The sequence below is a fragment of the Streptomyces sp. NPDC040718 genome (genome assembly GCF_055593565.1).
The window spans coordinates 548,104-570,307 of record NZ_JBVIXO010000001.1 but is presented as its reverse complement, the minus strand read 5'-3'; the positions used below and the strand labels follow the sequence as shown (position 1 = coordinate 570,307).

The 22,204-nt window shown below is 72.1% G+C and carries 21 protein-coding genes and 2 tRNA genes; 17 read left to right on the top strand and 6 right to left on the bottom strand.

Annotated elements, in window-relative coordinates:
* Positions 1–92 precede the first annotated feature (92 nt).
* The 4 genes from ACZ597_RS02600 to ACZ597_RS02585 all read left to right on the top strand — a co-directional run bounded on the left by ACZ597_RS02600 (position 93) and on the right by ACZ597_RS02585 (position 1,682).
* Positions 93–410: a hypothetical protein gene (locus ACZ597_RS02600; RefSeq protein ID WP_471323931.1), complete on the top strand. Its 318-nt coding sequence runs from the start codon at positions 93–95 to the stop codon at positions 408–410.
* A 185-nt stretch (positions 411–595) separates the two neighbouring features.
* Complete coding sequence (locus ACZ597_RS02595; RefSeq protein WP_351879426.1) at positions 596–967, top strand: WhiB family transcriptional regulator; 372 nt, start codon at positions 596–598, stop codon at positions 965–967.
* On the top strand, positions 964–1,296 hold the full coding sequence (locus tag ACZ597_RS02590; RefSeq protein ID WP_471323928.1) for a hypothetical protein: 333 nt from the start codon (positions 964–966) through the stop codon (positions 1,294–1,296). The genes ACZ597_RS02595 and ACZ597_RS02590 overlap by 4 nt, the downstream gene beginning before the upstream one ends.
* 173 nt (positions 1,297–1,469) lie before the next feature.
* On the top strand, positions 1,470–1,682 hold the full coding sequence (locus ACZ597_RS02585; protein WP_470974439.1) for a hypothetical protein: 213 nt from the start codon (positions 1,470–1,472) through the stop codon (positions 1,680–1,682).
* Between the two features lie 12 nt (positions 1,683–1,694).
* Here the strand turns inward: ACZ597_RS02585 and ACZ597_RS02580 are convergent, their stop codons facing one another.
* A complete protein-coding gene (locus ACZ597_RS02580; RefSeq protein WP_471323925.1) occupies positions 1,695–3,023 on the bottom strand; it encodes an ABC1 kinase family protein in 1,329 nt (442 codons plus the stop codon).
* Positions 3,024–3,159: 136 nt separating this feature from the next.
* On the bottom strand, positions 3,160–4,341 hold the full coding sequence (locus ACZ597_RS02575; protein ID WP_471323923.1) for a ThiF family adenylyltransferase: 1,182 nt from the start codon (positions 4,339–4,341) through the stop codon (positions 3,160–3,162).
* A 261-nt stretch (positions 4,342–4,602) separates the two neighbouring features.
* Here ACZ597_RS02575 and ACZ597_RS02570 point away from each other — a divergent pair, with 261 nt between their 5' ends.
* The 4 genes from ACZ597_RS02570 to ACZ597_RS02555 all read left to right on the top strand — a co-directional run bounded on the left by ACZ597_RS02570 (position 4,603) and on the right by ACZ597_RS02555 (position 8,535).
* Positions 4,603–5,142, top strand: a complete 540-nt coding sequence (locus tag ACZ597_RS02570; protein ID WP_471323920.1) for a M48 metallopeptidase family protein — start codon at positions 4,603–4,605, stop codon at positions 5,140–5,142.
* A gap of 182 nt (positions 5,143–5,324) precedes the next feature.
* The gene (locus ACZ597_RS02565; RefSeq protein ID WP_471323918.1) at positions 5,325–7,052 is read left to right on the top strand and encodes a TerD family protein; all 1,728 of its coding nucleotides are present in this window, start codon (positions 5,325–5,327) and stop codon (positions 7,050–7,052) included.
* Between the two features lie 29 nt (positions 7,053–7,081).
* Positions 7,082–7,762 (top strand): AIM24 family protein, encoded by a 681-nt coding sequence (locus tag ACZ597_RS02560; RefSeq protein WP_385767817.1) that lies wholly within the window; start codon positions 7,082–7,084, stop codon positions 7,760–7,762.
* A 17-nt stretch (positions 7,763–7,779) separates the two neighbouring features.
* Positions 7,780–8,535, top strand: coding sequence for an AIM24 family protein (locus ACZ597_RS02555; protein WP_471323916.1), 756 nt, complete (start codon positions 7,780–7,782; stop codon positions 8,533–8,535).
* 88 nt (positions 8,536–8,623) lie between these two features.
* On the opposite strand, the gene ACZ597_RS02550 is transcribed toward ACZ597_RS02555, so the two are convergent.
* Positions 8,624–9,166 (bottom strand): NUDIX hydrolase, encoded by a 543-nt coding sequence (locus ACZ597_RS02550; protein WP_471323915.1) that lies wholly within the window; start codon positions 9,164–9,166, stop codon positions 8,624–8,626.
* Positions 9,163–10,554, bottom strand: coding sequence for a zinc-dependent metalloprotease (locus ACZ597_RS02545; RefSeq protein ID WP_471323912.1), 1,392 nt, complete (start codon positions 10,552–10,554; stop codon positions 9,163–9,165). Before ACZ597_RS02545 ends, ACZ597_RS02550 begins: the two co-directional genes overlap by 4 nt.
* A gap of 192 nt (positions 10,555–10,746) precedes the next feature.
* On the opposite strand from ACZ597_RS02545, the gene ACZ597_RS02540 reads away from it, so the two are divergent.
* The 4 genes from ACZ597_RS02540 to ACZ597_RS02525 all read left to right on the top strand — a co-directional run bounded on the left by ACZ597_RS02540 (position 10,747) and on the right by ACZ597_RS02525 (position 14,119).
* The gene (locus ACZ597_RS02540; protein ID WP_471323909.1) at positions 10,747–11,913 is read left to right on the top strand and encodes an SDR family oxidoreductase; all 1,167 of its coding nucleotides are present in this window, start codon (positions 10,747–10,749) and stop codon (positions 11,911–11,913) included.
* 132 nt (positions 11,914–12,045) lie between these two features.
* Positions 12,046–12,507 carry a molybdenum cofactor biosynthesis protein MoaE gene (locus ACZ597_RS02535; RefSeq protein ID WP_471323906.1) on the top strand — a complete coding sequence of 154 codons (462 nt, stop codon included), beginning with the start codon at positions 12,046–12,048 and terminating at the stop codon, positions 12,505–12,507.
* 160 nt (positions 12,508–12,667) lie between these two features.
* On the top strand, positions 12,668–12,865 hold the full coding sequence (locus tag ACZ597_RS02530) for a hypothetical protein (protein WP_471323903.1): 198 nt from the start codon (positions 12,668–12,670) through the stop codon (positions 12,863–12,865).
* A gap of 165 nt (positions 12,866–13,030) precedes the next feature.
* Positions 13,031–14,119, top strand: a complete 1,089-nt coding sequence (locus tag ACZ597_RS02525; RefSeq protein ID WP_471323900.1) for a YlbL family protein — start codon at positions 13,031–13,033, stop codon at positions 14,117–14,119.
* A gap of 40 nt (positions 14,120–14,159) precedes the next feature.
* Here the strand turns inward: ACZ597_RS02525 and ACZ597_RS02520 are convergent, their stop codons facing one another.
* Positions 14,160–14,732 carry a PPA1309 family protein gene (locus tag ACZ597_RS02520; RefSeq protein WP_471323898.1) on the bottom strand — a complete coding sequence of 191 codons (573 nt, stop codon included), beginning with the start codon at positions 14,730–14,732 and terminating at the stop codon, positions 14,160–14,162.
* A 126-nt stretch (positions 14,733–14,858) separates the two neighbouring features.
* Here ACZ597_RS02520 and ACZ597_RS02515 point away from each other — a divergent pair, with 126 nt between their 5' ends.
* The 4 genes from ACZ597_RS02515 (at position 14,859) to ACZ597_RS02500 (ending at position 20,074) form a co-directional block, all read left to right on the top strand.
* Positions 14,859–17,738 carry a UPF0182 family membrane protein gene (locus tag ACZ597_RS02515; protein ID WP_471325101.1) on the top strand — a complete coding sequence of 960 codons (2,880 nt, stop codon included), beginning with the start codon at positions 14,859–14,861 and terminating at the stop codon, positions 17,736–17,738.
* A gap of 59 nt (positions 17,739–17,797) precedes the next feature.
* Positions 17,798–17,871 (top strand) — tRNA-Met (locus tag ACZ597_RS02510).
* 214 nt (positions 17,872–18,085) lie between these two features.
* The gene (locus ACZ597_RS02505) at positions 18,086–19,942 is read left to right on the top strand and encodes a tetratricopeptide repeat protein (RefSeq protein WP_471323895.1); all 1,857 of its coding nucleotides are present in this window, start codon (positions 18,086–18,088) and stop codon (positions 19,940–19,942) included.
* A 58-nt stretch (positions 19,943–20,000) separates the two neighbouring features.
* A tRNA-Met gene (locus ACZ597_RS02500) sits at positions 20,001–20,074 on the top strand.
* Between the two features lie 114 nt (positions 20,075–20,188).
* Here ACZ597_RS02500 and ACZ597_RS02495 read toward each other — a convergent pair.
* Entirely contained in the window at positions 20,189–20,605 is a 417-nt protein-coding gene (locus ACZ597_RS02495) for a Fur family transcriptional regulator (protein ID WP_388933871.1), read from the bottom strand.
* Between the two features lie 128 nt (positions 20,606–20,733).
* Between ACZ597_RS02495 and ACZ597_RS02490 the strand changes: the two genes are divergently transcribed.
* Positions 20,734–22,203: a catalase gene (locus tag ACZ597_RS02490; protein WP_471323892.1), complete on the top strand. Its 1,470-nt coding sequence runs from the start codon at positions 20,734–20,736 to the stop codon at positions 22,201–22,203.
* Position 22,204 lies beyond the last annotated feature (1 nt).

The window sequence follows — 22,204 nt, the reverse complement described above, 5'->3', positions numbered from 1 at the left end:
CTCCGAAGCTCCGGATCCGTGCTGTACTTATCCGAATACATGGGACAGGCCTCCGGGCCCGGTCCCCGAGACGCCGAGAGGAGGCGAGACCAGTGACCAGCTTCATGACCTTCACCAAAATGACCGATCGCTCGGTCGACGCTTCCTGCCTGCTCGGTTCCGTCTCCCTCCTGGGCACCGGTCTGTCCGCGATTTCCGCTGACAGCCCCGCCCTGCTGGCGACCCTTCCGGTCAGCGAGCGCAATGAGCGACCGACCAAGGCACTGGTGGCAGTAGCGGAAGCCCGGAAGGCGCATGGCGCCTATGGCTTCGCGGCCGCAGCCGGTGCCGGATCCAAGACGCAGCAGACGCAGCAGCACCACCTGATGTGGGCCTTCCGCGGGCTCGAACCCTGGAGTGATCCAGCCTGATCGCATGATCAGGCCGGCGCCTTCAGGGCCGCGGAACCCCACCCGGGATCCGCGGCCCTTCTGTTTGTCCCCGAACGGGGATGACGGAGCGAAGGGGCCTCGGGACTGGCAAGACCAGGTACCACAGCCGCCACCCGGCCGACCGGCCGGAACGACTAGCCGACCAAGACGAGGAAGAAAACACCGTGCAACTCGAAGCGCACGCCCCGTCCGTACCGCAGACCCAAACGATCTCCCCGCCCGCAGTCCCGGAGGACCCCGCCTTGACCCCCCTCACCGCGCTCACCGCGCTCGACGACGCCATCGAGAACCTCGGCGTCCCCGTACCGTGCCGGACCTTCGACCCCGAGGTCTTCTTCGCCGAGTCCCCGGCGGACGTCGAGTACGCCAAGTCCCTCTGCGGCACCTGCCCGCTGGTCGAGGCCTGCCTCGCCGGCGCCAAGGAGCGCCGCGAGCCCTGGGGCGTCTGGGGCGGCGAGCTCTTCGTCCAGGGCGTGGTCGTGGCCCGCAAGCGGCCCCGTGGCCGTCCGCGCAAGAACCCGGTTGCAGCGGCATGACCGCCATCGGAACCATCGACCGCCCCCTCACGCACGACCCCTTGAAGCAGGCCCCCATGTCCCCCCACGCCACCACGAGCGAGCAGCCGCACGGCTCCGCCACCGCAGACTTCATCACCGCAGGCGCGATCACCTCGCGTCAGAACAGGACCCGCGAAATGCAACTCATCCCAGAAGCCCTGGCCCGTGCCCATATGGACGACCGCATGCGCGAGGTGGACGCCGAGCGTCACGCCCTGCGCCTGGTCGCCGCGCGGCGCATGCAGCGGAAGGCCGAGCGCGTCTCCATGCGCGCCCGGCGCGCGCTGGCCATGGCCGTCATGCACTGAGCCCGCGACGGGCCCCGACCGGGCCCGAACGCGGCTCGAAAGCGACTTGAACACCGCCGGAGCCGGCTGAACACGGCCGGCGACGGCAGCGCCCGGGGGGACCGGTCCGAACGGACCGGTCCCCCCGGTGCGTTGCGGGGCCCCGCACGGGCCGGCGGGGATATCGTCTGGTGGTGGACCAGCCGACCCCCCAACCCACCCCGCCGGGGCCCGAGGCCCAGCCCGTCGTCTGCGCGCGCTGCGGTGCCCGCTCCCCGGAAGGCGCCCCACCACCGCCCACCTGGACGTGTTCGGTGGAGAACGGCACCAGACAGTACTTCTGCGTCGACTGCGCGCGCGCCAACCTCCGCGCGATCGAGGGACGGCTCGACTCCTCCTGGTGGTGACGCCCGCCCGGATCAGTCCTCGGGCAGGAACCCCGGCAGCCACGACTCCAGTTCGTCGCGCAGCCGCACCGTCGCACCCAGCTGGCACAGCACGCCGATGGTGCTCAGCGTCACCCGGTGGATCAGCAGGTAGGACGGCGGCAGGTTGATCTGCCGCCCCAACTGGTGTGCGGGGGAGCGGGGATCGGCGATCCGCGCCGCCTGCCCGCGCAGCCACGGCCGGGTGAAGGTGAACTCGTCGGCCTCGGCGGGCTCGATGATGGGCTTGAGGTAGTCCAGCACCGCGTCCGGGTCGAGTTCGACGCTCTCCCTCACGAACCCCTCGGCGCACAGGTGCCCGTAGACCCCTTCCGCGTCCCCGTCCAGGGTCATCCGCAGCGACCGGCCGATGGGCTTGGGCCAGCCGCCCGGCAGCCGGTCCACCGTGCCGAAGTCCAGTACGCCCAGCCGCATCCGGCCGTCGGCCCCCGCCATGAGACGGAAGTTGCCCGGGTGCGGATCGGCGTGCAGCAGCCCGGTGCGCGCGGGCCCGGAGAAGAGGAACCGGGCCAGCAGCTGTCCGGCGCGGTCGCGTTCCTCCCGCGTCCCGTCGGCGATCACCTCGGAGAGCGGGGTGCCCTCCAGCCACTCGGTCACCAGCACCTGGTCACCCTGGTGCACGACGTCCGGGACGACCACGTCCCCGTCGTCGTCGAAGGCGTCGGCGTGGGTGCGCTGCGCCTCGGCCTCCAGCTCGTAGTCCAGCTCCTCCGCGACCCGGTCGCGCAGTTCGGTGATCAGGGGCTTGATGTCCATGCCCGGAACCAGCGGACCCAGCAGGCCCGCGAACCGGCTCAGCTGCTTGAGGTCCGACAGCAGCGCCTCCCCGGCCCCCGGGTACTGGACCTTGACCGCCACCTGCCGGCCGTCGTGCCACACCGCCCGGTGCACCTGCCCGATCGAGGCGGCCGCGGCCGGCTTGTCCTCGAACTCCTCGAACAGCTCCCGCCAGTCCTCGCCGAGCCGCTCCGCCAGCACCTCGTGCACCCGCGCCGCCGGCAGCGGCGGGGCCGCCTCCTGAAGCTTCGTCAGCGCAGCCCGGTAGGGTCCGGCGACCTCCTCGGGAAGCGCCGACTCGAACACCGAAAGGGCCTGCCCGAACTTCATCGCGCCGCCCTTCAGCTCCCCGAGCGTGCGGAACAGCTGCTCGGCGGTGCGCTGCTGGAGTTCGCGGGCCACGATCTCGGCCGACTTGCCGCCGATCCGCTTGCCCAGCCCCCACGTGGCCCGTCCCGCGATGCCGAGTGGCAGCGCGGCCAGCTTGACGGTGCGCGTGACCGCCTTCCGGGGAAGATCAGACATGAGCCCCTCCAGTTTCCGGACTGCTCTGCCGCGAGCGGCGGTTCGAGGCGCGGCTCGGCCCCCGTCGCATCCTGCCATGACCCCCCGAGCCCCCGGACCGGGGCACCCGCCCCGGCTCCGTCGGGAGTCCGGCGGCTCACGACCGCACCGCCCCGGAGCCCGCCCCCGCCCCGGAGCCCGCCCCCGCCCCGGAGCCCGCCCCCGGGCCGGCGGCCACCCCCGGGCCGGCGGCCGCCCCCGGGTCCGCGGCCGCGCAGGGACAGTCCGGATGCGGGCGCAGCGCGGTGTGCTGCCAGTGCAGTCCGGGCAGGGCGGCCTCCCAGCGGGCGGCCGTCGAAGCGGGCAGCTGCCCGTCGAGGAAGGCCAGGGCGTGCGCCGCGGCCAGGCCGGCCACCGCCGTGGACAGCCCCAGGTCGCAGGCCCCCGCACCGCGTCGGCGGTGCGCCGAGCGCCACTGGACCAGCATGCGCGGCCAGGCCGGATCCCGGTCCACGCGGTCGCGCTCCATGCACCCCGCGCACGCCGTGGACCCGGGCAGCACCAGGGGCCCGACCAGCCCCGTCCCCTCCAGCACCCCCGCGTACAGGTGCGGGGTGCCCGTCGCCACCCAGTCGGCGGCCGTCGCCGGATCGGGGGCCCACGCCTGGAGGCCGTCCCGGGGTGCGAGGACCACCAGGGCCGGCTCCGGTCCGGGCCCTCCGGGATCGCCCGCACCCGGAGCGCGCCCCGGCGCCGCCTCCCGCACCAGCGCCCCCGCCGCCTCCGCCCGCGGCCGGCCCACGCTGCCCGGATCCAGCCCGCCCGGAGCCACGTCGGCCGCCTCCACCCGGCCCCCGTCGAGCACATCGACCCGGCCGACCCCGGCCCCCGCCAGCACGGCGGCGATCACCGCCCCGACCCGGCCGCTCCCGCGCACCTGGACCCGTAACGCCCTCCGCGCCGCGACGCCCCGCAGGTCCCCGCCCGGCTCCCGGTGCACCAGCGAGAGCGAGCCCAGGTCGGGCCCCAGCCGCTCCAGCACCTCCGGCCTCCTGCGCACGGCCTGCGCCCGCGGCCCTCCGGCTGTGAGGTCGTCGAGCAGCCCGGCCCCGGCGAGGTGCCGGACCAGCCCGTCCACCTGCCCCTCCGGCAGCCCCATCCCGGCGCCCTCGGCCCGCAGCAGCTCCATGCCGCGCGTCCCGTCGATCCGGTCGATGAGCGACCCGGTCGCCGTGTCCAGCGGCCCGAGCACCACCGCGTGGGCGGGCGTCACCCCGAACTGCACCGTCTGCAGGTCCCGCCACGCCCGCGCCAGCGCCGGCTTCACCTTCGGATACATCGCTGCCTCCCCGTTCGCGTGTCCGTCTTCCGCGTTTCCGCGTTTCCGCGTTCCTGCGTTCCTGCGTTTCCGTCTTTCCTGCGTTTCCGTCTTTCCGCCACGATGCCCGGCCGCCCGACCGCGTGCACGGGTTTGTCCACAGGCAAGGGGTATTGGGCATATGAGATGAACGGAGGGTGTCCGTGACGCTCCGGGGAACCGATCATGCTCGAACCTCGGACGCGCGGGATTTCCGCCGCGGCGACCGGGTACCGTCGTGGCGTGCCAGCCGACCCGCCACAGCGCGCCGTCGAAGTACGCCGGAGCGCGCGCCGCCGCAGGACCGTGTCCGCCTACCGCGAGGGCGAGCGCACCGTCGTCCTGATCCCCGCCCGGATGTCCGAGGCGGAGGAGCGGCGCTGGGTGGGCGTCATGCTCGACAAGCTCGCCGCCCAGGAGAGCAAGCGCACCCTCGGCGACGCGGAACTGATCGCCCGTGCCGAGCGTCTGTCCGAGCAGTACTTCAGTGGCCGCGCGCGTCCGCTCTCGGTCCGCTGGGTCACCAACCAGAACACCCGCTGGGGCTCCTGCACTCCCGCGGAGGGCAGCATCCGGCTGTCCCACCGCATCCAGGGAATGCCGGAGTACGTCGTCGACTACGTGCTGCTGCACGAGCTGGCGCACCTCCTGGTGCCCGGCCACGGCCCCCGGTTCTGGGAGCTGCTGGAGGCCTACCCGAGGACCGAGCGGGCCCGCGGGTTCCTCGAGGGGGTGTCCGCGGCGGAGCGCATGCCCCGGGTCCCGGCCGCCCGCGGGGAGTGACCTCCCGTCACGGAAGGCGGACGCGCACGGGGTCGGATCCGGGTCGGCACCTGGTGCCGGAACCGGGTCGGAACCGGGTCGGGACCGGGTCGGAACCGGCTTGGCCGGATGTCGGCAGGAGCCGTTAGCCTGAGCGGCACATTATCGAGCAGTCGAAGTCGGGATGGGGGACGGTCGGACACATGGCCAGGGAATTCCAACGCGGCCACAAGGCCAAGATCAGTGATCTGACGGCGGGCACCGATCTGTACGTGGGCGTCCAGATCGCGGGGCCCGGGCTCACCTTCGACATCAGCTGCTTCGGCCTCGATGCCGACGAGCGGCTCTCGGACGACCGCTACTTCGTCTTCTACAACCAGCCGAAGTCGCCCGAGGAGTCGATCCAGCAGCTCGGCCAACAGGCCGGGGACACCGAGTCCTTCCGGGTGACCCTCGACCACGTGCCCGCGTCCATCCACAAGCTGTCCTTCAGCGCCACCCTCGACGGCGCCGGCCAGATGTCGCAGATCGGCCCCGGCTACATCCGGATCGTGGCCGGCGGCGAGGAAGTCGTCCGGTACTCCTTCACCGGCTCCGAGTTCAGCACCGAACGCGCCCTGATGATCGGCGACTTCTACCGCAAGGACGTCTGGCGCTTCGCCGCCGTCGGCCAGGGCTTCGACGGCGGCCTCGCCGCGCTGCTGGAGCACTTCGGCGGCGAGGTCGCCGAGGACGAGCCGCAGCCCGAGCCGCAGGCCCCGGCGCAGCCGCAGGCCGCCGCCCCCGCGTTCGCCCCGCCGCCGCAGGCCGCCGCCCCGGCCCCGTCCTTCGGCGCCCCGGTCCAGCAGCAGCCGCCCGCCCCGGCGCCCGCTCCCGCGCCGTACGCCCCGCCGCAGCAGCAGCCCCAGCAGCAGCCCCAGCAGCCGCAGCAGCAGCCCCCGGCCCAGCAGCCCCCGGCGCCCGCGCCCGTGCACTCGGCCCCGACCATGGTCGCCCCGCTCGGCGCGCCCGCGGCCCCGTACGGCCAGCCGCCCCACCCGCCGCAGCAGCCCGGCCCCCCCTCGTACGGCCAGCAGCCGCAGCAGTCCTACGGCGGCCAGGTCCCGCCGCCGGCCCCGGCCCCCGCGCCGTACGGCCAGCAGCCGCAGCCCTCGTACGGCCAGGTCCCCGGCCAGCCGGCCGCCCCGCAGGCCCCCTACGGCCAGCAGGCCCCGTACGGCCAGCAGCCCCCGGCCCCCTACGGCCAGGCCCCGCAGGCCGCCGCGCCCGGTGCCGGCCTCGCCGCCGCCCTCCAGCCGTACAAGGAGGCGCCCACCGGCGCCCGCTGGACCCCACAGAACCAGCAGCTCATGCGGGTCGACCTGTCGATGGGCGGCCAGGCCGTCCTCGCCCGCCAGGGCAGCATGGTCCTCTACCAGGGCAAGGTCGACTTCAGCTACAAGGGCGCGGGCTTTGCCGGCCGCATCGTCGGCAACGCCACCGGCCAGGAGATGCAGCTGATGCGCTGCACCGGCCGCGGCCAGGTCTTCCTCGCCGAGAACGGCGCACACCTGCACGCCATCGAGCTCCAGGGCGACGGCATCTGCGTCTCCGCCGAGAGCGTCCTCGCCTTCGACGAGTCCCTCCAGCACGAGGTCCGCCGCATCGAGGGCCACGGCATCCCCGGCGGCGCCCTGTTCACCATGCTGTTCCAGGGCTCCGGCACCGTCATCGTCAAGACGCACGGCGTGCCCGTCGTCCTGCCGGTCACCCCGACCACCTTCGCCGACAGCAACGCCATCGTCGCCTGGTCGGCCGCCTCCCAGGTGATCATTTCCAGCCAGGTCCGGCTGCGCCGCAACGCCTACCCGGGCCACAGCGGGGAGACCGTGAACCTCCAGTTCCGCGGCGCCCCCGGCAACTTCATCGTCGTCCAGCCGTACGAGGTCTGAGGGAGCCCCACATGAACGCCATGAACGCAATGAACCAGCAGCTCGCGGGCTACGCCCCGACCCCCGTCACGGCCCGCATGGAGAACCACGGCCGGGCCATGCTCAAGGTCGCCATGCAGAGCGGACAGGACCTCTTCGCCCGCACCGGCTCGATGGTCGCCTACGAGGGCTTCGTCCAGTACGAGCCCAACCCGCCCGCCGTCCGCCAGATGGCCTCCCAGTGGCTGACCGGCGAGGGCGCCCCCCTGATGAAGTGCACCGGCGACGGCCTGCTCTACCTCGCCGACTACGGCGCGGACGTCGTCTGCATCAACCTCAACAACGACGCCCTCTCCGTCAACGGCACCAACCTCCTCGCCTTCGACGCCCACCTCCAGTGGGGCGTGGAGCGCGTCAAGGGCATGGCGAAGTTCGCCGGCCAGGGCCTGTTCAACGTCCAGGTCGCCGGCACCGGCTGGGTCGCCATCACCTCCCGCGGCACCCCGATCGTGGTCGACTGCGGCCGCGGCGAGGACGAGACGTACGTCGACCCGGACGCGCTCGTCGCCTGGTCCCCGAACCTCAAGGTCAAGGGGAAGCGCAGCTTCAAGGCCTCGTCGATGATCGGCCGGGGCAGCGGGGAGGCCTACCAGATGGCCTTCTCCGGTCAGGGCATCGTCGTCGTACAGCCCAGCGAGGACAGCACCGACCGGCTCCGGACCCGGGGCTGAGGGGGAGCGGACACATCATGCAGAGCTCACTTTTCGGCCACGCCGAGCAGCAGTCCCAGGACCGCTACGCCATCCAGAACCCCCAGCTCCTGAGGGTCACCCTGACCGGCTCCGACGACGTCCTCGCCCGCAAGGGCTCGATGGTCGCCTACCAGGGCATCGTCGACTTCGACGGCGAGTACCAGAGCGGCAACCAGCGCAATGCCCGGCGCCGCACCGGCGAGGGCCTGGACCTGATGCGCTGCTCCGGCCAGGGCACCGTCTACTTCGCCAACCTCGCCCAGTACGTCCACGTCCTCGACGTGGACCACGACGGCCTCACCGTCGACAGCAGCTACGTCCTCGCCATGGACTCCACCCTGCACAGCGAGGTCATCGCCGTCGACAGCCAGTACGGGATCTCCGGCTCCGGCAAGTACCAGCTCAACCTCTCCGGCCGCGGCAAGGTCGCCCTCATGACCTCGGGCCAGCCGCTGATGATGCAGGTCACCCCCGACAAGTACGTCAACGCGGACGCCGACGCCATCGTCGCCTGGTCCACCTCGCTGCGCGTGCAGATGCAGGCCCAGACCCACTCCACCGGCGTGTGGCGGCGCCGCGGCAACACCGGCGAGGGCTGGGAGCTCAGCTTCCTCGGCACCGGCTTCGCGCTGGTGCAGCCCAGCGAGGTGCTGCCCCCGCAGAACGCCCAGCTCGGACAGGGCGTCGCCGCGCAGTACGGCGTGGGCCAGCACGGCGCGCACGCCCAGAACCAGAACAACGCCTGGAACTGACCGGCACACCGGCACCGGGCCGGCACACGGGGAAGGGGCGGACCCGCACGGGTCCGCCCCTTCGCCGAATCGCCACGCCCTCAGCGCATCACGCGCCGAGCCGCGCCCGGGTGGCCTCCAGCAGCCGCACCACCGAGGTGTCGGCGACCTCCGCCACCTCCTCGTACGCGAACCAGCGCAGGTCCAGCGACTCGTCGCTGATCTCCGCCTCCGCGCCGGCCGGGGCCAGCACCGCGTACTGCACGTCCAGGTGCCAGTTGCACGGCGCCGGGATCGGATGCCGGTCCAGGCGCACCGGCCCGCCCGCCACCAGCGTCAGCCCCGAGCCGATGCCCGACTCCTCGACGGCCTCGCGCATCGCGGCCCCGGCGAGGCTCGTGTCCCCGGGCTCGCAGTGCCCGCCCATCTGGAGCCACATGCCGAGCTTCTTGTGCAGGGTCAGCAGCACCCGGCCGCCGACCGGGTCGATCACCAGCGCGCTGCCCGTGACGTGCCCCGCCGTACAGGGCTTGTAGACCCCGTCCGGGTGGACGGCCAGGTGGTCCAGGTAGACCCCGCGCAGCTCCTCCTGCTGGCCGTCCGGGCCCTCGTACTCCTTCAGGACCCGGACCGCGTCGTCGTACAGGCTCACTTCTTGTCGTCGCCCTCTTCGTCACGCCGCTGGGCGGCCTCGCCGAGCATCTTGTCGATCTCCGAGAAGTCCAGCTGCTCGCGGTGCACGAACCCGTCCGGGTCGTCCAGGTCGGAAGCCGTCGGCAGCATGTCCGGGTGCTCCCACAGCCCGTCGCGGCCGTCCACGCCGCGCGCGTCCGTGAGCGAGGCCCACAGCCGCGAGGCGTCCCGCAGCCGCCGCGGACGCAGCTCCAGCCCGATCAGCGTCGCGAAGGTCTGCTCCGCCGGGCCGCCCGAGGCACGCCGCCGGCGCATGGTCTCGCGCATCGCGTCCGCCGAGGTCAGACGGGGCTTCGCCGCCTCGTGCACGACCGCGTCCACCCAGCCCTCGACCAGCGCGAGCGCCGTCTCCAGACGGGCCAGGGCGGCCTTCTGCTCCGGGGTGTCCTGCGGCTGGAACATTCCGCCCTGAAGGGCCTCCTGGAGCTGCTCCGGGTTCGACGGATCGAGCTGGCCGACCACGTCCTCCAGCTTCGAGGTGTCCACCTTGATGCCCCGCGCGTAGCCCTCGACCGCACCGAACAGGTGCGAGCGCAGCCACGGTACGTGCGCGAACAGGCGGGCGTGCGCCGCCTCGCGCAGCGCCAGGTACAGCCGCACCTCGTCCGAGGGGACGCCCAGGTCCTTGCCGAAGGCCTCGATGTTCAGCGGCAGCAGCGCCGCCCGCCCGGCCGGGCCCAGCGGCAGCCCGATGTCCGTCGAGCCGACGACCTCGCCCGCGAGCGTGCCCACGGCCTGGCCGATCTGCTGGCCGAACATGGCCCCGCCCATGGAACGCATCATCCCGAGGAGCGGGCCCGCCATGGCCTGCATCTCCTCGGGCAGCACGCTGCCCATGGCCGCGCCGACGCGCTCGGCGACCGGGTCCACCAGCTCCTTCCACACCGGGAGGGTCGCCTCGACCCACTCGGCGCGGCTCCACGCGACGGCCGCGTTGGCACCGGACGGCAGCGAGGTCACGCCGTCGAGCCACAGGTCGGCCAGGCGCACGGCCTCCTCGACCGCGGACTTCTCCGCGATGCCGACGCTCGCGTCCTTGACCCCGTCCGCGGTGCCCTGCGCGACGGTCTGGCGGGCGATGTCCTTGGCCATGTCCCAGTTCACGGGACCGCCCTCGTAGCTCAGCATCTGGCCGAGCTGCTGGAAGGCGGCACCGAGGTCGTTCGGGTTCATCGAGCCGAACATCGCGGCGAACGGATTCTCCGCACCGCCGGGGAAGCCGCCGGGAAGGCCGCCCGGGCCGAACCCGAACGGATTGGCGGGACCTCCCTGGCCGCCCTTCTTGCCATTGTCGCCGTCCTCCGGCTCCTCCGGCGGAAGGCCGAATCCGAATGGGGTGTCGCTCACGGGTTTCCTCGGCTCGTAGGGCCGTCGGCGGGTGCCGACGGGCGATGGTCCGACAACACCACCCAGCGTAGACACCACTCCCGCTTCCGGGCTCGGTGCTCCGCCGGGTCCTGGGCTGCGGCAGGATGGACATCACCTGGTGGGTACGCGTCACAGCGCGTCCCCACTGAAGACAACCGCTGGAGACGCCCGGTGAGTTCCCCAGATCCGCAGGCTCGCGCGCCGCACGACGCCGAAAACCGCCCTGAGCACGACGACAGCGCCCCCGGCGTTCGCCAGCCGCGAAACCCGGCCGGTCCCCGCCGTCGCAGCCCCGTGATCGCGGTGACCGGAGCCGCCTCGGGGGTCGGCGCCGCCCTGGTGAGCCGCCTCGTCGAATCCGACGAGGTCAAGCAGGTCGTGGCCATCGACGAGCGGCGCGGGGACTGCGCCGCCGCCCAGTGGCACGTCCTGGACGTACGGGACCCCGCGATCGCCGAGAAGCTGCGCGGCGCGGACGTCGTCGTCCACCTCGCGCTGGACCTCGACCTGGAGACGGACCCGGCCGCCCGTACCGCGTACAACGTGCGCGGCACCCAGACCGTGCTGACCGCCGCCGCGGCGGCAGGCGTGCACCGGGTCGTGCTGTGCACCTCCGCGATGGTCTACGGGGCCCTGCCGGACAACGACATCCCGCTCTCGGAGGACTCCGAGCTGCGCGCCACCGCCGAGGCCACCGGCGTCGGCGACCTGCTGGAGATCGAGCGCCTGGGCCGCCGCGCCCCCCGCGCCCATCCCGGGCTGAACGTGACCGTCGTCCGCCCCGCGGTCCTGGTCGGCGGCACGGACACGGCCCTGACCCGGTACTTCGAGTCCCCGCGCCTGCTCGTCGTCGCAGGGTCCCGGCCCACCTGGCAGTTCTGCCACGTCGAGGACCTGGTCAGCGCCCTGGAGTACGCCGCCCTGGAGAAGGCCGAGGGAGAACTCGCCGTCGGCTGCGAGGGCTGGCTGGAGCAGGAGGAGGTCGAGGAGCTCAGCGGGATCCGCCGCATGGAGCTGCCCTCCGCCGTCGCGCTGGGTGCCGCGGCCCGGCTCCACCGCATCGGTCTGACCCCGTCCCCGGCCGGGGACCTCGCGTACACCATGCACCCGTGGGTGGTCAGCGTCAGCGGGCTGCACGCGGCGGGCTGGCGGCCCCGCTGGACCAACGAGGAGGTGCTGGCCGAGCTGCTCCAGGAGGTCGCGGGCCGGCACACCGTCGCGGGCCGCCGCCTCGGCCGCAAGGACGCCGCCACGGCCGCCGGCGCAGCCGGTGCCACGGTCGCCCTGCTCGGCGCGGCCGCCGCCGTACGCCGGGCCCGGCGCCGCCGCGGGCTCTGACCTGCGGGGCCCCGCCCCGGACCGGCCCGGTCCGGGGGCGCCCGGCTCCTGTAGGAGGCTCCCAACCGGCGCGCCGCGCCCCGGGCGAAACGGCTATTCCACCGGGTCGGCGGCTAGGGCACGATGGGGAACATGGCACCGCACTTCGACCACCCCGGCGAGCAGGCCGCTCAGGACCCCATCCGGCTGCTCGAGATCCGTGAGACCCCGCTCTCCCTCGACGAGGTCTTCAAGGCCGTCGGCGACGACGCCACCGGAGGCACCACCCTCTTCGTCGGGACGGTGCGCAACCACGACGGCGGAGCCGACGTCGACTCGCTCGGCTACTCGTGCCACCCGACGGCGGAGGCCGAGATGCGCCGCGTCGCGGACCGCGTCGTGGCGAAGTACCCGGTCCGCGCCCTGGCCGCCGTACACCGCGTCGGCGACCTCGCCGTGGGCGACCTGGCCGTGATCGTCGCCGTCTCGTGCCCGCACCGCGGCGAGGCCTTCGAGGCCTGCCGCATGCTGATCGACGACCTCAAGCACGAGGTCCCGATCTGGAAGCACCAGACCTTCTCCGACGGCACGGAGGAATGGGTCGGCGCCTGCTGAGGCGGGCCGGGACGGGGGCCGGGCGCGGGGTCCTCACGGGCGGGGGGTAGCGTCACCCCCGTTCGGCCGCGCAACACGCCCTCGATTTGCGTAACCCCCCTCCGGGCACGAGCGTTGAAGCCACCAACGACACGCACTTTCGGGGCAGGGAGGCACGTTCATGGCATCACTGGTGTGGCTGCTGATTCCGCTGTTCGCCGCGATCGGAGCGGCGATATGGGGCAGCTGGGCGGCCCGCGACCGCACCCAGGGCGACATATCCGAACTGGCCGGCTACGCCAGGTTCCGCGAGGCCATGGACAGGGCCGACCGGGCCGGGACGAACGAAAAGGCGCACTCCGGTTCCGACGCCGTCTGACGCGTCCCGGGAGCCCCCTCCCCGTCCCCCTCAAGAGCCCGAATCCCGTCCCCCGCAGCCCCCCGACCAGGCCCCGGCTGAGAATCCGCTGAGAGTTCCGCCCGCGGGCCCCGTACGGACCGGCCCCACGGGCCGCCCGGTCGGGCCGTCCCGTACTGTCGATCCATGCCACGCCGCACCGCGACGATGCTCGCCTCCTTCCTCGTGCTGTTCGCGCTGCTCTGCGCGGGGGTCTTCATCAAGGTCCCGTACTCCGAGATGAGCCCGGGTCCGACCGTGAACACGCTGGGCGACTCGCGCGGCGAGCCGGTGCTGAACATCTCGGGGCACAAGACGTACCCGACCAGCGGCCACCTCAACATGACCACGGTCCGCGTCACCGGCGCCGACTACGACATGAACCTGCTGGAAGCGGTCTACGGCTGGGCGGCCGGCGACAACATCGTCGTACCGCACGAGAACCTCTACCCGAACGGCAAGACGGACAAGGAATCCACGCAGGAGAACGCCGAGGAGTTCAGCCAGTCGCAGGAGAGCGCCAAGGTGGCCGCCCTCAAGCAGCTCGGCATCCCGGTCACGGCCCGCGTCGTCGTCTCCACCGTCGTCAAGGGCAGCCCCTCCGAGGGCCGGCTGCACGCCGGGGACGTGATCAAGGCGGTGGACGGCGCCCCCGTCACCGCCCCCGGGGACGTCGCCAAGCTCGTGACCAAGCACAAGCCCGGCGAGCCCGTCGAGTTCACCGTCGTGCCCGCCGCCGAGGCGGCCGAGGCCGAGAAGGCGAACCGCGAGCCCACCGGCAGCGCGAAGATCACCATCACCGCGGGCAAGGCGGAGGACGACGGCCACGCCATCGTCGGCATCCGGGCCGGGACCGACCACACCTTCCCGTTCCCGATCGACATCAAGCTCGCCGACGTCGGCGGCCCGAGCGCCGGCCTGATGTTCGCCCTCGGCATCGTCGACAAGCTCACCCCCGAGAACCTCACGGGCGGCAAGTTCATCGCGGGCACCGGCACCATCGACGACGAGGGCAAGGTCGGACCCATCGGCGGCATCCAGATGAAGACCATCGGCGCCCGCAAGGCCGGCGCCGAGTACTTCCTCACCCCGGCCGAGAACTGCGCCTCGGCGGCCCAGCACACGCCCGAGGGCCTGACCCTGGTGAAGGTCGCCACCATCGGCGACGCCACCAAGGCGCTCCAGAGCATCGGCAAGGGGGACACGGCCGGACTGCCGAAGTGCACCGCGTCCTGACCGCGCCCCGCCCGCGCCCCCGCCCCGCCGCCGACGGGCCCTATCCCAGGAAGGTCGCCGCCAGCGCTTCGGCCAGCCCCGGCACCAGGGTCGCTCCGGTCAGCACCTCGCTGGAGGAGTCCTTCTCCCGCAGCCGTACCGCCGACTCGCGCGAGCCGTCGCGCAGGACGCCCACCGTCAGGCGAACCTCCTGCCGCTCGGGGTGGGCGGCGACCCACTTGGTCAGCTGCTTGTCGTTCAGCCCGGCCGGTACGGAGGCCTCCGCGGACGGCGGCAGCATCAGCCGCTCCACCGTCAGGGCGCAGCCGACGACCGCGTCCGGCCAGGCGATGGTGCCCAGGAACTTGTCCAGCGGGGTCCCGGCCGGCACCTCGTCCTGCTCGATCGGGGTGAGCTGGCTCTTGCCGGCGTCGTCCTGGTCCAGGCCGAGCTGCCCGGCGAGCCGGGGCTCCTGCCTGCGCAGCCGGGCCGTGTCGACCAGGGCGAACAGCCGGGCCGGCTTGTCCCAGCCGAGGGTGGAGGCGTACTCGTCGATCTCGAGGACGGCGCGGGTCAGCGGGCTGGCCGCCATGGGGGTGCCGGGGGAGGGCGAAAGGTTGGACATGGACAACATCCTGCCTCCTTTCCCCCCGATACCGGGAACTGACTAAAGCCTCAGTAAGTTGCATGGGTGGGCCCTACGATCGTGGGCCCAGGACCAGACCCAGCGACTTTCGAGGTGCGCACCTTGGCTTTCCAGATGCCGGACCGCGGCGGAGGCCCCTCCGGGCCACGGATGAGAGTCGGCCGCCCCTCCCGGCGAGCCCGGACTCTTCTGACGACCTTGGGCGTCCTTGCCGTCCTGGCCATGGCGTTCATCATGTTCGCCGGGTTCTGGACGGACTGGCTCTGGTTCCGCTCCGTCAATTACTCCTCCGTCTTCACCACGACCCTGTGGACCAAGATCGGCCTCTTCGCCGTCTTCGGCCTGCTGATGGCCGGTGCGGTCGGCCTGAACATCTGGCTGGCGTACCGGCTGCGGCCGCCGCTCAGCGCGATGTCGATGGAGCAGCAGAGCCTCGACCGCTACCGGATGAGCGTCGCCCCGTACAAGAAGTGGCTGCTCCTGGCCATCGCGGCGATCGTCGGCCTGATCGCGGGCGCCTCGGCGGCCGGCCAGTGGAAGACCTGGCTGATGTACGTGAACGGGGTGCCCTTCGGGCGCAAGGACCCCCAGTTCCACCTGGACGTGTCGTTCTACACCTTCGACCTGCCCTGGTACCGCTTCCTCCTCGGCTTCGGCTTCGCAGCCGTCGTGCTCTCGGTGATCGCCGCCGTCGTCGTGCACTACCTGTACGGCGGACTGCGCGTGACCAGCCCGGGAGCCCGGGCCACCGCCGCGGCGACCGGGCACCTGTCGGTGCTGCTCGGCCTCTTCGTCACCTTCAAGGCCGTCGCGTACTGGCTCGACCGGTACGGCCTCGCCGTGAAGTCCAGCGACTTCAAGGCCGCGGACAACTGGACCGGCCTGCGCTACGTCGACGCCAACGCCTACCTGCCGGCGAAGACGATCCTCGTCGCCATCGCGGCGATCTGCGCGGTGCTGTTCTTCGCCACCCTGTGGCGGCGCACGTGGCAGCTGCCGGTCATCGGCTTCGGCCTGATGGTCCTCTCGGCGATCCTGATCGGCGGGCTGTACCCGGCGATCGTGCAGAAGTTCCAGGTCCAGCCGAACGAGCAGGCCAAGGAATCGCCGTACGTCGAGAAGAACATCAAGGCCACGCGCGACGCCTACGCGATCGACGGCGCGGACGTGAAGGACTACCCGGGCGTCCCCCAGACCGAGGACCGCACCAAGCTGCGGTCGGTGGCCGACACCACCGCCAGCCTGCGCCTTCTCGACCCGAACATCGTCTCCCCGGCCTTCCAGCAGCTCCAGCAGGTCAAGGGCTACTACGGCTTCCCGTCCACGCTGGCGGTCGACCGGTACTCCGGCCAGGACACGGTCATCGGGCTCCGCGAGCTGAACATCGGCGGCATCCCGAAGAACAACTGGATCAACGACCACTTCAAGTACACGCACGGCTACGGCGTGGTCGCGGCCAAGGGCACCACCGTCAAGGACGGCGCCCCCGACTTCACGCAGTCCGACCTGCCCTCCAAGGGCATGTTCGGCACGGACTTCGAGCAGCGCATCTACTACGGCGAGCAGACGAAGCAGTACTCGATCGTCGGCGGTCCGCAGAAGGAGCTCGACTACTCGGACGACAAGGGCGAGAAGGAGACCAGCTACAAGGGCGACTCCGGGGTCAACCTGGACAACCCGGTCAACCGGGCCGCGTACGCGCTCGCCTTCAGCGAGCCGCAGATCCTCTACTCCGGCGCCATCGGCGACGGCTCGCGGATCCTGTACAACCGCACGCCCAAGGACCGCGTCGAGGCCGTCGCGCCCTGGCTGACCATCGACGGCGCCCCGTACCCGGCCGTCGTCGAGGGCCGGATCAAGTGGATCGTCGACGCCTACACGACGACCAACGGCTACCCGTACGCCTCGCGCACCACGCTGGGCCAGAGCACCGCGGACTCGCTGACCAACAGCCAGCGCGCGGTGGTCGCCCAGGAGAACCAGGTCAACTACATCCGCAACTCGGTGAAGGCCACCGTCGACGCGTACGACGGCACGGTCGACCTGTACCAGTGGGACACCAAGGACCCGGTCCTGAAGACCTGGATGAAGGCCTTCCCGGGCACGGTGAAGCCCAAGAGCGAGATCTCCAAGCCGCTCATGGACCACATGCGCTACCCGCAGGACCTCTTCAAGGTCCAGCGCGAGCTGCTGACCCGGTACCACGTCACGGACCCGCAGACCTTCCTCAGCGGCAGTGAGGCCTGGGCCGTCCCGGACGACCCGACGACCAAGGCCGGCACGGCGGTCCCGCCGTACTACCTGTCGATGAAGATGCCGGGCCAGCCGGAGAAGGACCAGGTCTTCTCGCTCACGACGACCTTCACGCCGAACGAGCGGCCCAACCTGAGCGCCTTCATGGCGGTGAACGCCGATCCCGGGACCCCGGACTACGGCAAGATCCGAATCCTCAAGATGCCGACGAGCAAGCCGCCGGACGGCCCCGGCCAGGTCCAGAGCAAGTTCCAGTCGGAGCCGAAGATCGCCGAGTCGATCCGGCTGCTCCGCGGCGGCGACTCGGAGATCGAGTACGGCAACCTGCTCGCGGTCCCGATGGACGGCGGAATGCTCTACGTGGAGCCGGTGTACGTGCGCAGCTCCGGGCTGAAGTACCCGCTGCTGCGCAAGGTGCTGGTGACCTACGGCGGCCAGACGGCCTTCGAGGACACCCTGGAGAAGGCGCTGAGCGTGGTCTTCGGAGCCGAGGCCCCGACCACGCCCACCACGCCGACGCCGCCCACCACGCCCACGAACCCGAACACCCCGCCGACCGCGCAGGACCCGACGGTCAAGGCGGCCCTCTCCGACGCCCAGAAGGCCGTGGAAGAGGCCGACAAGGCGATGAAGGCGGGCGACTGGGCCGCGTACGGCAAGGCGCAGAGCGACCTGCAGGCGGCGCTGAAGCGGGCGATCGACGCGGAGGCGAAGCTGACGGCGCCGAAGCCGGCCGGCTAGGCGGTGCGGATTACCCCGTAATGGCTCTGTCCCGCGTCGTGGTACTGTTGTTTCACCGACGCGGGGTGGAGCAGCTCGGTAGCTCGCTGGGCTCATAACCCAGAGGTCGCAGGTTCAAATCCTGTCCCCGCTACTGAAGACGAAGGCCCGGATCCAATGGGATCCGGGCCTTCGTCATGTCCGGAGCGCCGAAAAAGGTGCTGTTGGGAGACACGGGGTCACTGGGGCGGGTGAGTTGGGGGGCGAGCGTGTTTGACTTGTCTCTCTGTGGGCATGTCGACAAAACGCTGTAGTGACCTCACTGGCTGCGACATACCAGGTGTACGCGGGTAGCAGGTGATGCGACGATGGGATTTATGGGGGACAGGTCAACTCTGCTGGAGACAGGGCGGTTTGTGAGGGCGGAGGCCGAGTCGGGCGCGGGAACGGGCGAGGCCGCTCCGACCGTTAACGCGCAGACCGCACTGACCGATGCGGATTTCGCGGCAGAAGCCTTCGGGGACGCCGAGGGCGCCACCGACGCCGAGCTGGAGGCCCGCCACCGCGTGGCCGCCGACAAGGGCGACGCGGGCGCCATGAGCGTGCTCGGCGCCCTGCTGCTGCGCCGCGGCGACCTGGCCGGGGCCGAGCCCTACCTCCGCGGCGCCACCGGAGCCGGCGACCGCGCCGCCGCCAACAACCTCGGGGTCCTGCTCCTCCAGCGCGGCTACCCCGACGAGGCCGCCGTCTGGTGGCGGGTCGCCGCCGTCGCCGGTTCCGCCCCCGCCGCGCACGCCCTGGGCCGCCACTACCGCGAGCGCGGGGACGAGCCCGCCGCCGAGTACTGGCTGCGCCAGGCGGCCGAATCAGGGCACGCCCTGGGCGCCTACGGGCTGGCCGACCTGCTGGAACACCGCGGGGACAAGGGCATCGAGCGCTGGTTCCGGGCCGCCGCCGAGCAGGGGCACCGCGAGGCCGCGTACCGGCTCGCCCGCCACCTGCGCAAGGGCGACCCCGCCGAGGCCGAGCAGTGGTACCGCCAGGCCGCCGCGCGCGGGCACCGCCGCGCCGGCCTGCACCTGGGCGCCCTGCTGGAGGCCCGCGGCGAGCTGAAGGAGGCCGGCCGCTGGTACCTCAGCTCGGCCAAGCAGGGGGAGGCCCGGGCAGCCTGCGCCCTCGGCTTCCTGCTGCGCGATGCCGGTGACGAGGACAGCGCGGCCGCCTGGTGGCACCGCGCGGCCCAGGACGGCGACGGCAACGCGGCGAACGCCCTCGGCGCGCTGCACGCCGCCCGCGGCGAGACCCAGACGGCCGAGAAGTGGTACCGGGTCGCGATGGACGCCGGCGACCACAACGGCGCCTACAACCTCGCCCTGCTCTGCGCCGCCCAGGAGCGGACCGCGCAGGCCGAGCAGTGGTACCGCCGGGCCGCGTACGCCGGCCACCGCGAGGCCGCCAACGCGCTGGCGATCATGCTGCTCCAGGCCGGGGACGCGGCCGGGGCCGAGCCGTGGTTCTCCAAGGCCGCCGAGGCCGGCAGCGTCGACGCCGCCTTCAACCTCGGGATCCTCTTCGCCAGCCGCGACGAGGACCGCTCCGCCCTGAGGTGGTACGAGCGGGCCGCCGCCGCCGGGCACACCGACGCGGCGCTCCAGGTCGGGATCGCCCTGGTGCGCGACGGCGAGGAGCGGGCCGCCGAGCGGCACCTGCGCTGCGCGGCGGGCGGCGGCAGCGCGGAGGCGGCCTTCCGGCTGGCCGCCCTGCTGGAGTCGCTGGCCCCGCCGCCGGAGCCGGTGGCCCTCGGTGAGCCCGTCGGCGGAGCGGCCCGTACCGAGAGCGAGGAGTGGTACGCGCGCGCCGCCGAGCAGGGCCACCGCCGGGCCCAGGTGCGGGTCGGCATGCTCGCCGCCGCCCGGGGCGACCTCACGGTGGCCGCCCGGTGGTACCGGGAGGCGGCCGAGTCCGGCTCGCGCAACGGCGCCTTCAACCTCGGGCTGCTGCTGGCCCGCGAGGGCAACGAACCCGAGGCGGCCCTGTGGTGGACCCGGGCGGCGGTGGCCGGGCACGGCCGGGCCGCCCTGCGGCTGGGGCTGCTCGCGGCCCGGCACGGGGACCTCGCCGAGGGGCAGAAGTGGTGCGTGCGGGCCATGGAGCTCGGCCCGGCCGAGGTGTCCGAGCGCGCCGCCCGGCTGCGCGACGCCCTGGCGGAGGAGCTGTCCGCGTAGGTCCCGTACAAGTGATTTGCATCTGCCGGGTGGCCTCCCGTAGAGTCGTGTTTACCGACGCGGGGTGGAGCAGCTCGGTAGCTCGCTGGGCTCATAACCCAGAGGTCGCAGGTTCAAATCCTGTCCCCGCTACTGAAGGCCCGAGGCCCGGATCCCATGGATCCGGGCCTCGGGTCGTTTTCCGGGTCGTTCCTGAACGCGAAGAAGGCCGGGAGCCCAGGGCTCCCGGCCTTCTTCCGTGGAACTTCAGGCGCCCGCGCAGTTCGGGCACACCCCGCGGTACGTCACCTCGACCGCCGAGACCACGAAGCCGAAGCGCTCGCCGTCGGGCAGGTCGGCCAGCGGGTCGCCCGCCGGGTGGACGTCCCGGATGGCGCCGCACTGGGCGCAGACCAGGTGGTGGTGGGGACGGTGGGCGTTCGGGTCGTACCGCTTGGCCCGCCGGTCCGTCGAGACTTCCAGGACCTCGCCGAGGGATACGAGCTCGCCCAAGGTGTTGTAGACGGTCGCTCGAGAAATCTCGGGCAGTTTCGTCACAGCGCGTGCGTGCACCTCGTCTGCCGTCAGGTGAACGTGGTCACCGTCGAGCACCTCGGCCACGACGCGGCGCTGGGCGGTCATGCGCCAGCCGCGTCCGCGAAGTCGTTCCAGCAGGTCACTCATACACGCCAGCCTAACAGTGGGGAATCGGTGTAGATCCCGAACCGATGTGGACTTGGATGCTTACTTGACTTAGACAAAGTCCATCGTAGGATCGATTACGGCAAACGCCAAGGACAGGACATGCAGGAATGACGCAGGAGGCGCACGTGACGCAGGGACCGCTCACCACGGAGGCCGGGGCTCCGGTCGCCGACAACCAGAACAGCGAGACGGCCGGCGTCGGTGGTCCGGTCCTGGTCCAGGACCAGCTCCTGCTGGAGAAGCTCGCGCACTTCAACCGCGAGCGCATCCCGGAGCGCGTGGTGCACGCCCGCGGCGCCGGCGCCTACGGCACCTTCACGGTGACGGCGGACGTCACCCGGTACACCCGCGCCAAGTTCCTCTCCGAGGTCGGCAAGCAGACCGAAACGTTCCTGCGCTTCTCCACGGTCGCCGACAGCCTCGGCGGCGCCGACGCGCGCCGCGACCCGCGCGGCTGGGCGCTGAAGTTCTACACCGAAGAGGGCAACTACGACCTCGTCGGCAACAACACGCCGGTCTTCTTCATCCGGGACGCCATCAAGTTCCCCGACTTCATCCACACCCAGAAGCGCGACCCGTACACGGGCTCGCAGGAGCCGGACAACGTCTGGGACTTCTGGGGCCTGTCGCCCGAGTCCACCCACCAGGTGACCTGGCTGTTCGGCGACCGCGGCATACCGGCGTCCTACCGCCACATGAACGGCTACGGCTCGCACACGTTCCAGTGGAGCAACGAGGCCGGCGAGGTCTTCTGGGTCAAGTACCACTTCAAGACCGACCAGGGCATCAAGAACCTCACCCAGGCCGAGGCCAACCGGCTCGCCGGCGAGGACCCGGACTCCCACCAGCGCGATCTGCGCGAGTCCATCGAGCGCGGCGAGTTCCCGACCTGGACCGTGCAGGTCCAGATCATGCCGGCGGCCGACGCGGAGAACTACCGCTTCAACCCGTTCGACCTCACCAAGGTGTGGCCGCACGCGGACTACCCGCCGATCGAGATCGGCAAGCTGGAGCTCAACCGCAACCCGGAGAACGTCTTCGCCGAGGTCGAGCAGAGCATCTTCTCCCCGGCGCACTTCGTCCCCGGCATCGGCCCCTCCCCGGACAAGATGCTCCAGGGCCGCCTCTTCGCGTACGGCGACGCCCACCGCTACCGCGTCGGCATCAACGCCGACCACCTGCCGGTGAACCGCCCGCACGCCACCGAGGCGCGTACCAACTCCCGCGACGGCCACCTGTACGACGGCCGCCACAAGGGCTCCAAGAACTACGAGCCCAACAGCTTCGGCGGCCCCGCCCAGACCGGCCGCCCGCTGTGGGAGTCCACCCCCGTCGCCGGCGGCACCGGCAACCACGCCACCCCCTCGCACTCCGAGGACGACGACTTCGTCCAGGCGGGCGACCTCTACCGCCTCTTCTCCGAGGACGAGAAGTCCCGTCTGATCGAGAACCTGTCCGGCTTCATCGCCAAGGTCTCCCGTGACGACATCGTCGACCGCGCCGTCGACAACTTCCGCCGGGCGGACGCCGACTTCGGCAAGCGGCTCGAAGCCGCGGTCCAGGCCCTTCGCGGCTGAC

Bases quoted from the DNA above. Each gene is read 5' to 3' on its own strand.
- ACZ597_RS02590 (WP_471323928.1), top strand. From the start codon at position 964: ATGACCGCCATCGGAACCATCGACCGCCCCCTCACGCACGACCCCTTG.
- ACZ597_RS02580 (WP_471323925.1), bottom strand. From the start codon at position 3,023: ATGTCTGATCTTCCCCGGAAGGCGGTCACGCGCACCGTCAAGCTGGCC.
- ACZ597_RS02575 (WP_471323923.1), bottom strand. From the start codon at position 4,341: ATGTATCCGAAGGTGAAGCCGGCGCTGGCGCGGGCGTGGCGGGACCTG.
- ACZ597_RS02565 (WP_471323918.1), top strand. From the start codon at position 5,325: ATGGCCAGGGAATTCCAACGCGGCCACAAGGCCAAGATCAGTGATCTG.
- ACZ597_RS02560 (WP_385767817.1), top strand. From the start codon at position 7,082: ATGAACCAGCAGCTCGCGGGCTACGCCCCGACCCCCGTCACGGCCCGC.
- ACZ597_RS02555 (WP_471323916.1), top strand. From the start codon at position 7,780: ATGCAGAGCTCACTTTTCGGCCACGCCGAGCAGCAGTCCCAGGACCGC.
- ACZ597_RS02535 (WP_471323906.1), top strand. From the start codon at position 12,046: ATGGCACCGCACTTCGACCACCCCGGCGAGCAGGCCGCTCAGGACCCC.
- ACZ597_RS02530 (WP_471323903.1), top strand. From the start codon at position 12,668: ATGGCATCACTGGTGTGGCTGCTGATTCCGCTGTTCGCCGCGATCGGA.
- ACZ597_RS02525 (WP_471323900.1), top strand. From the start codon at position 13,031: ATGCCACGCCGCACCGCGACGATGCTCGCCTCCTTCCTCGTGCTGTTC.
- ACZ597_RS02520 (WP_471323898.1), bottom strand. From the start codon at position 14,732: ATGTTGTCCATGTCCAACCTTTCGCCCTCCCCCGGCACCCCCATGGCG.
- ACZ597_RS02515 (WP_471325101.1), top strand. From the start codon at position 14,859: ATGCCGGACCGCGGCGGAGGCCCCTCCGGGCCACGGATGAGAGTCGGC.
- ACZ597_RS02505 (WP_471323895.1), top strand. From the start codon at position 18,086: ATGGGATTTATGGGGGACAGGTCAACTCTGCTGGAGACAGGGCGGTTT.
- ACZ597_RS02495 (WP_388933871.1), bottom strand. From the start codon at position 20,605: ATGAGTGACCTGCTGGAACGACTTCGCGGACGCGGCTGGCGCATGACC.
- ACZ597_RS02490 (WP_471323892.1), top strand. From the start codon at position 20,734: ATGACGCAGGAGGCGCACGTGACGCAGGGACCGCTCACCACGGAGGCC.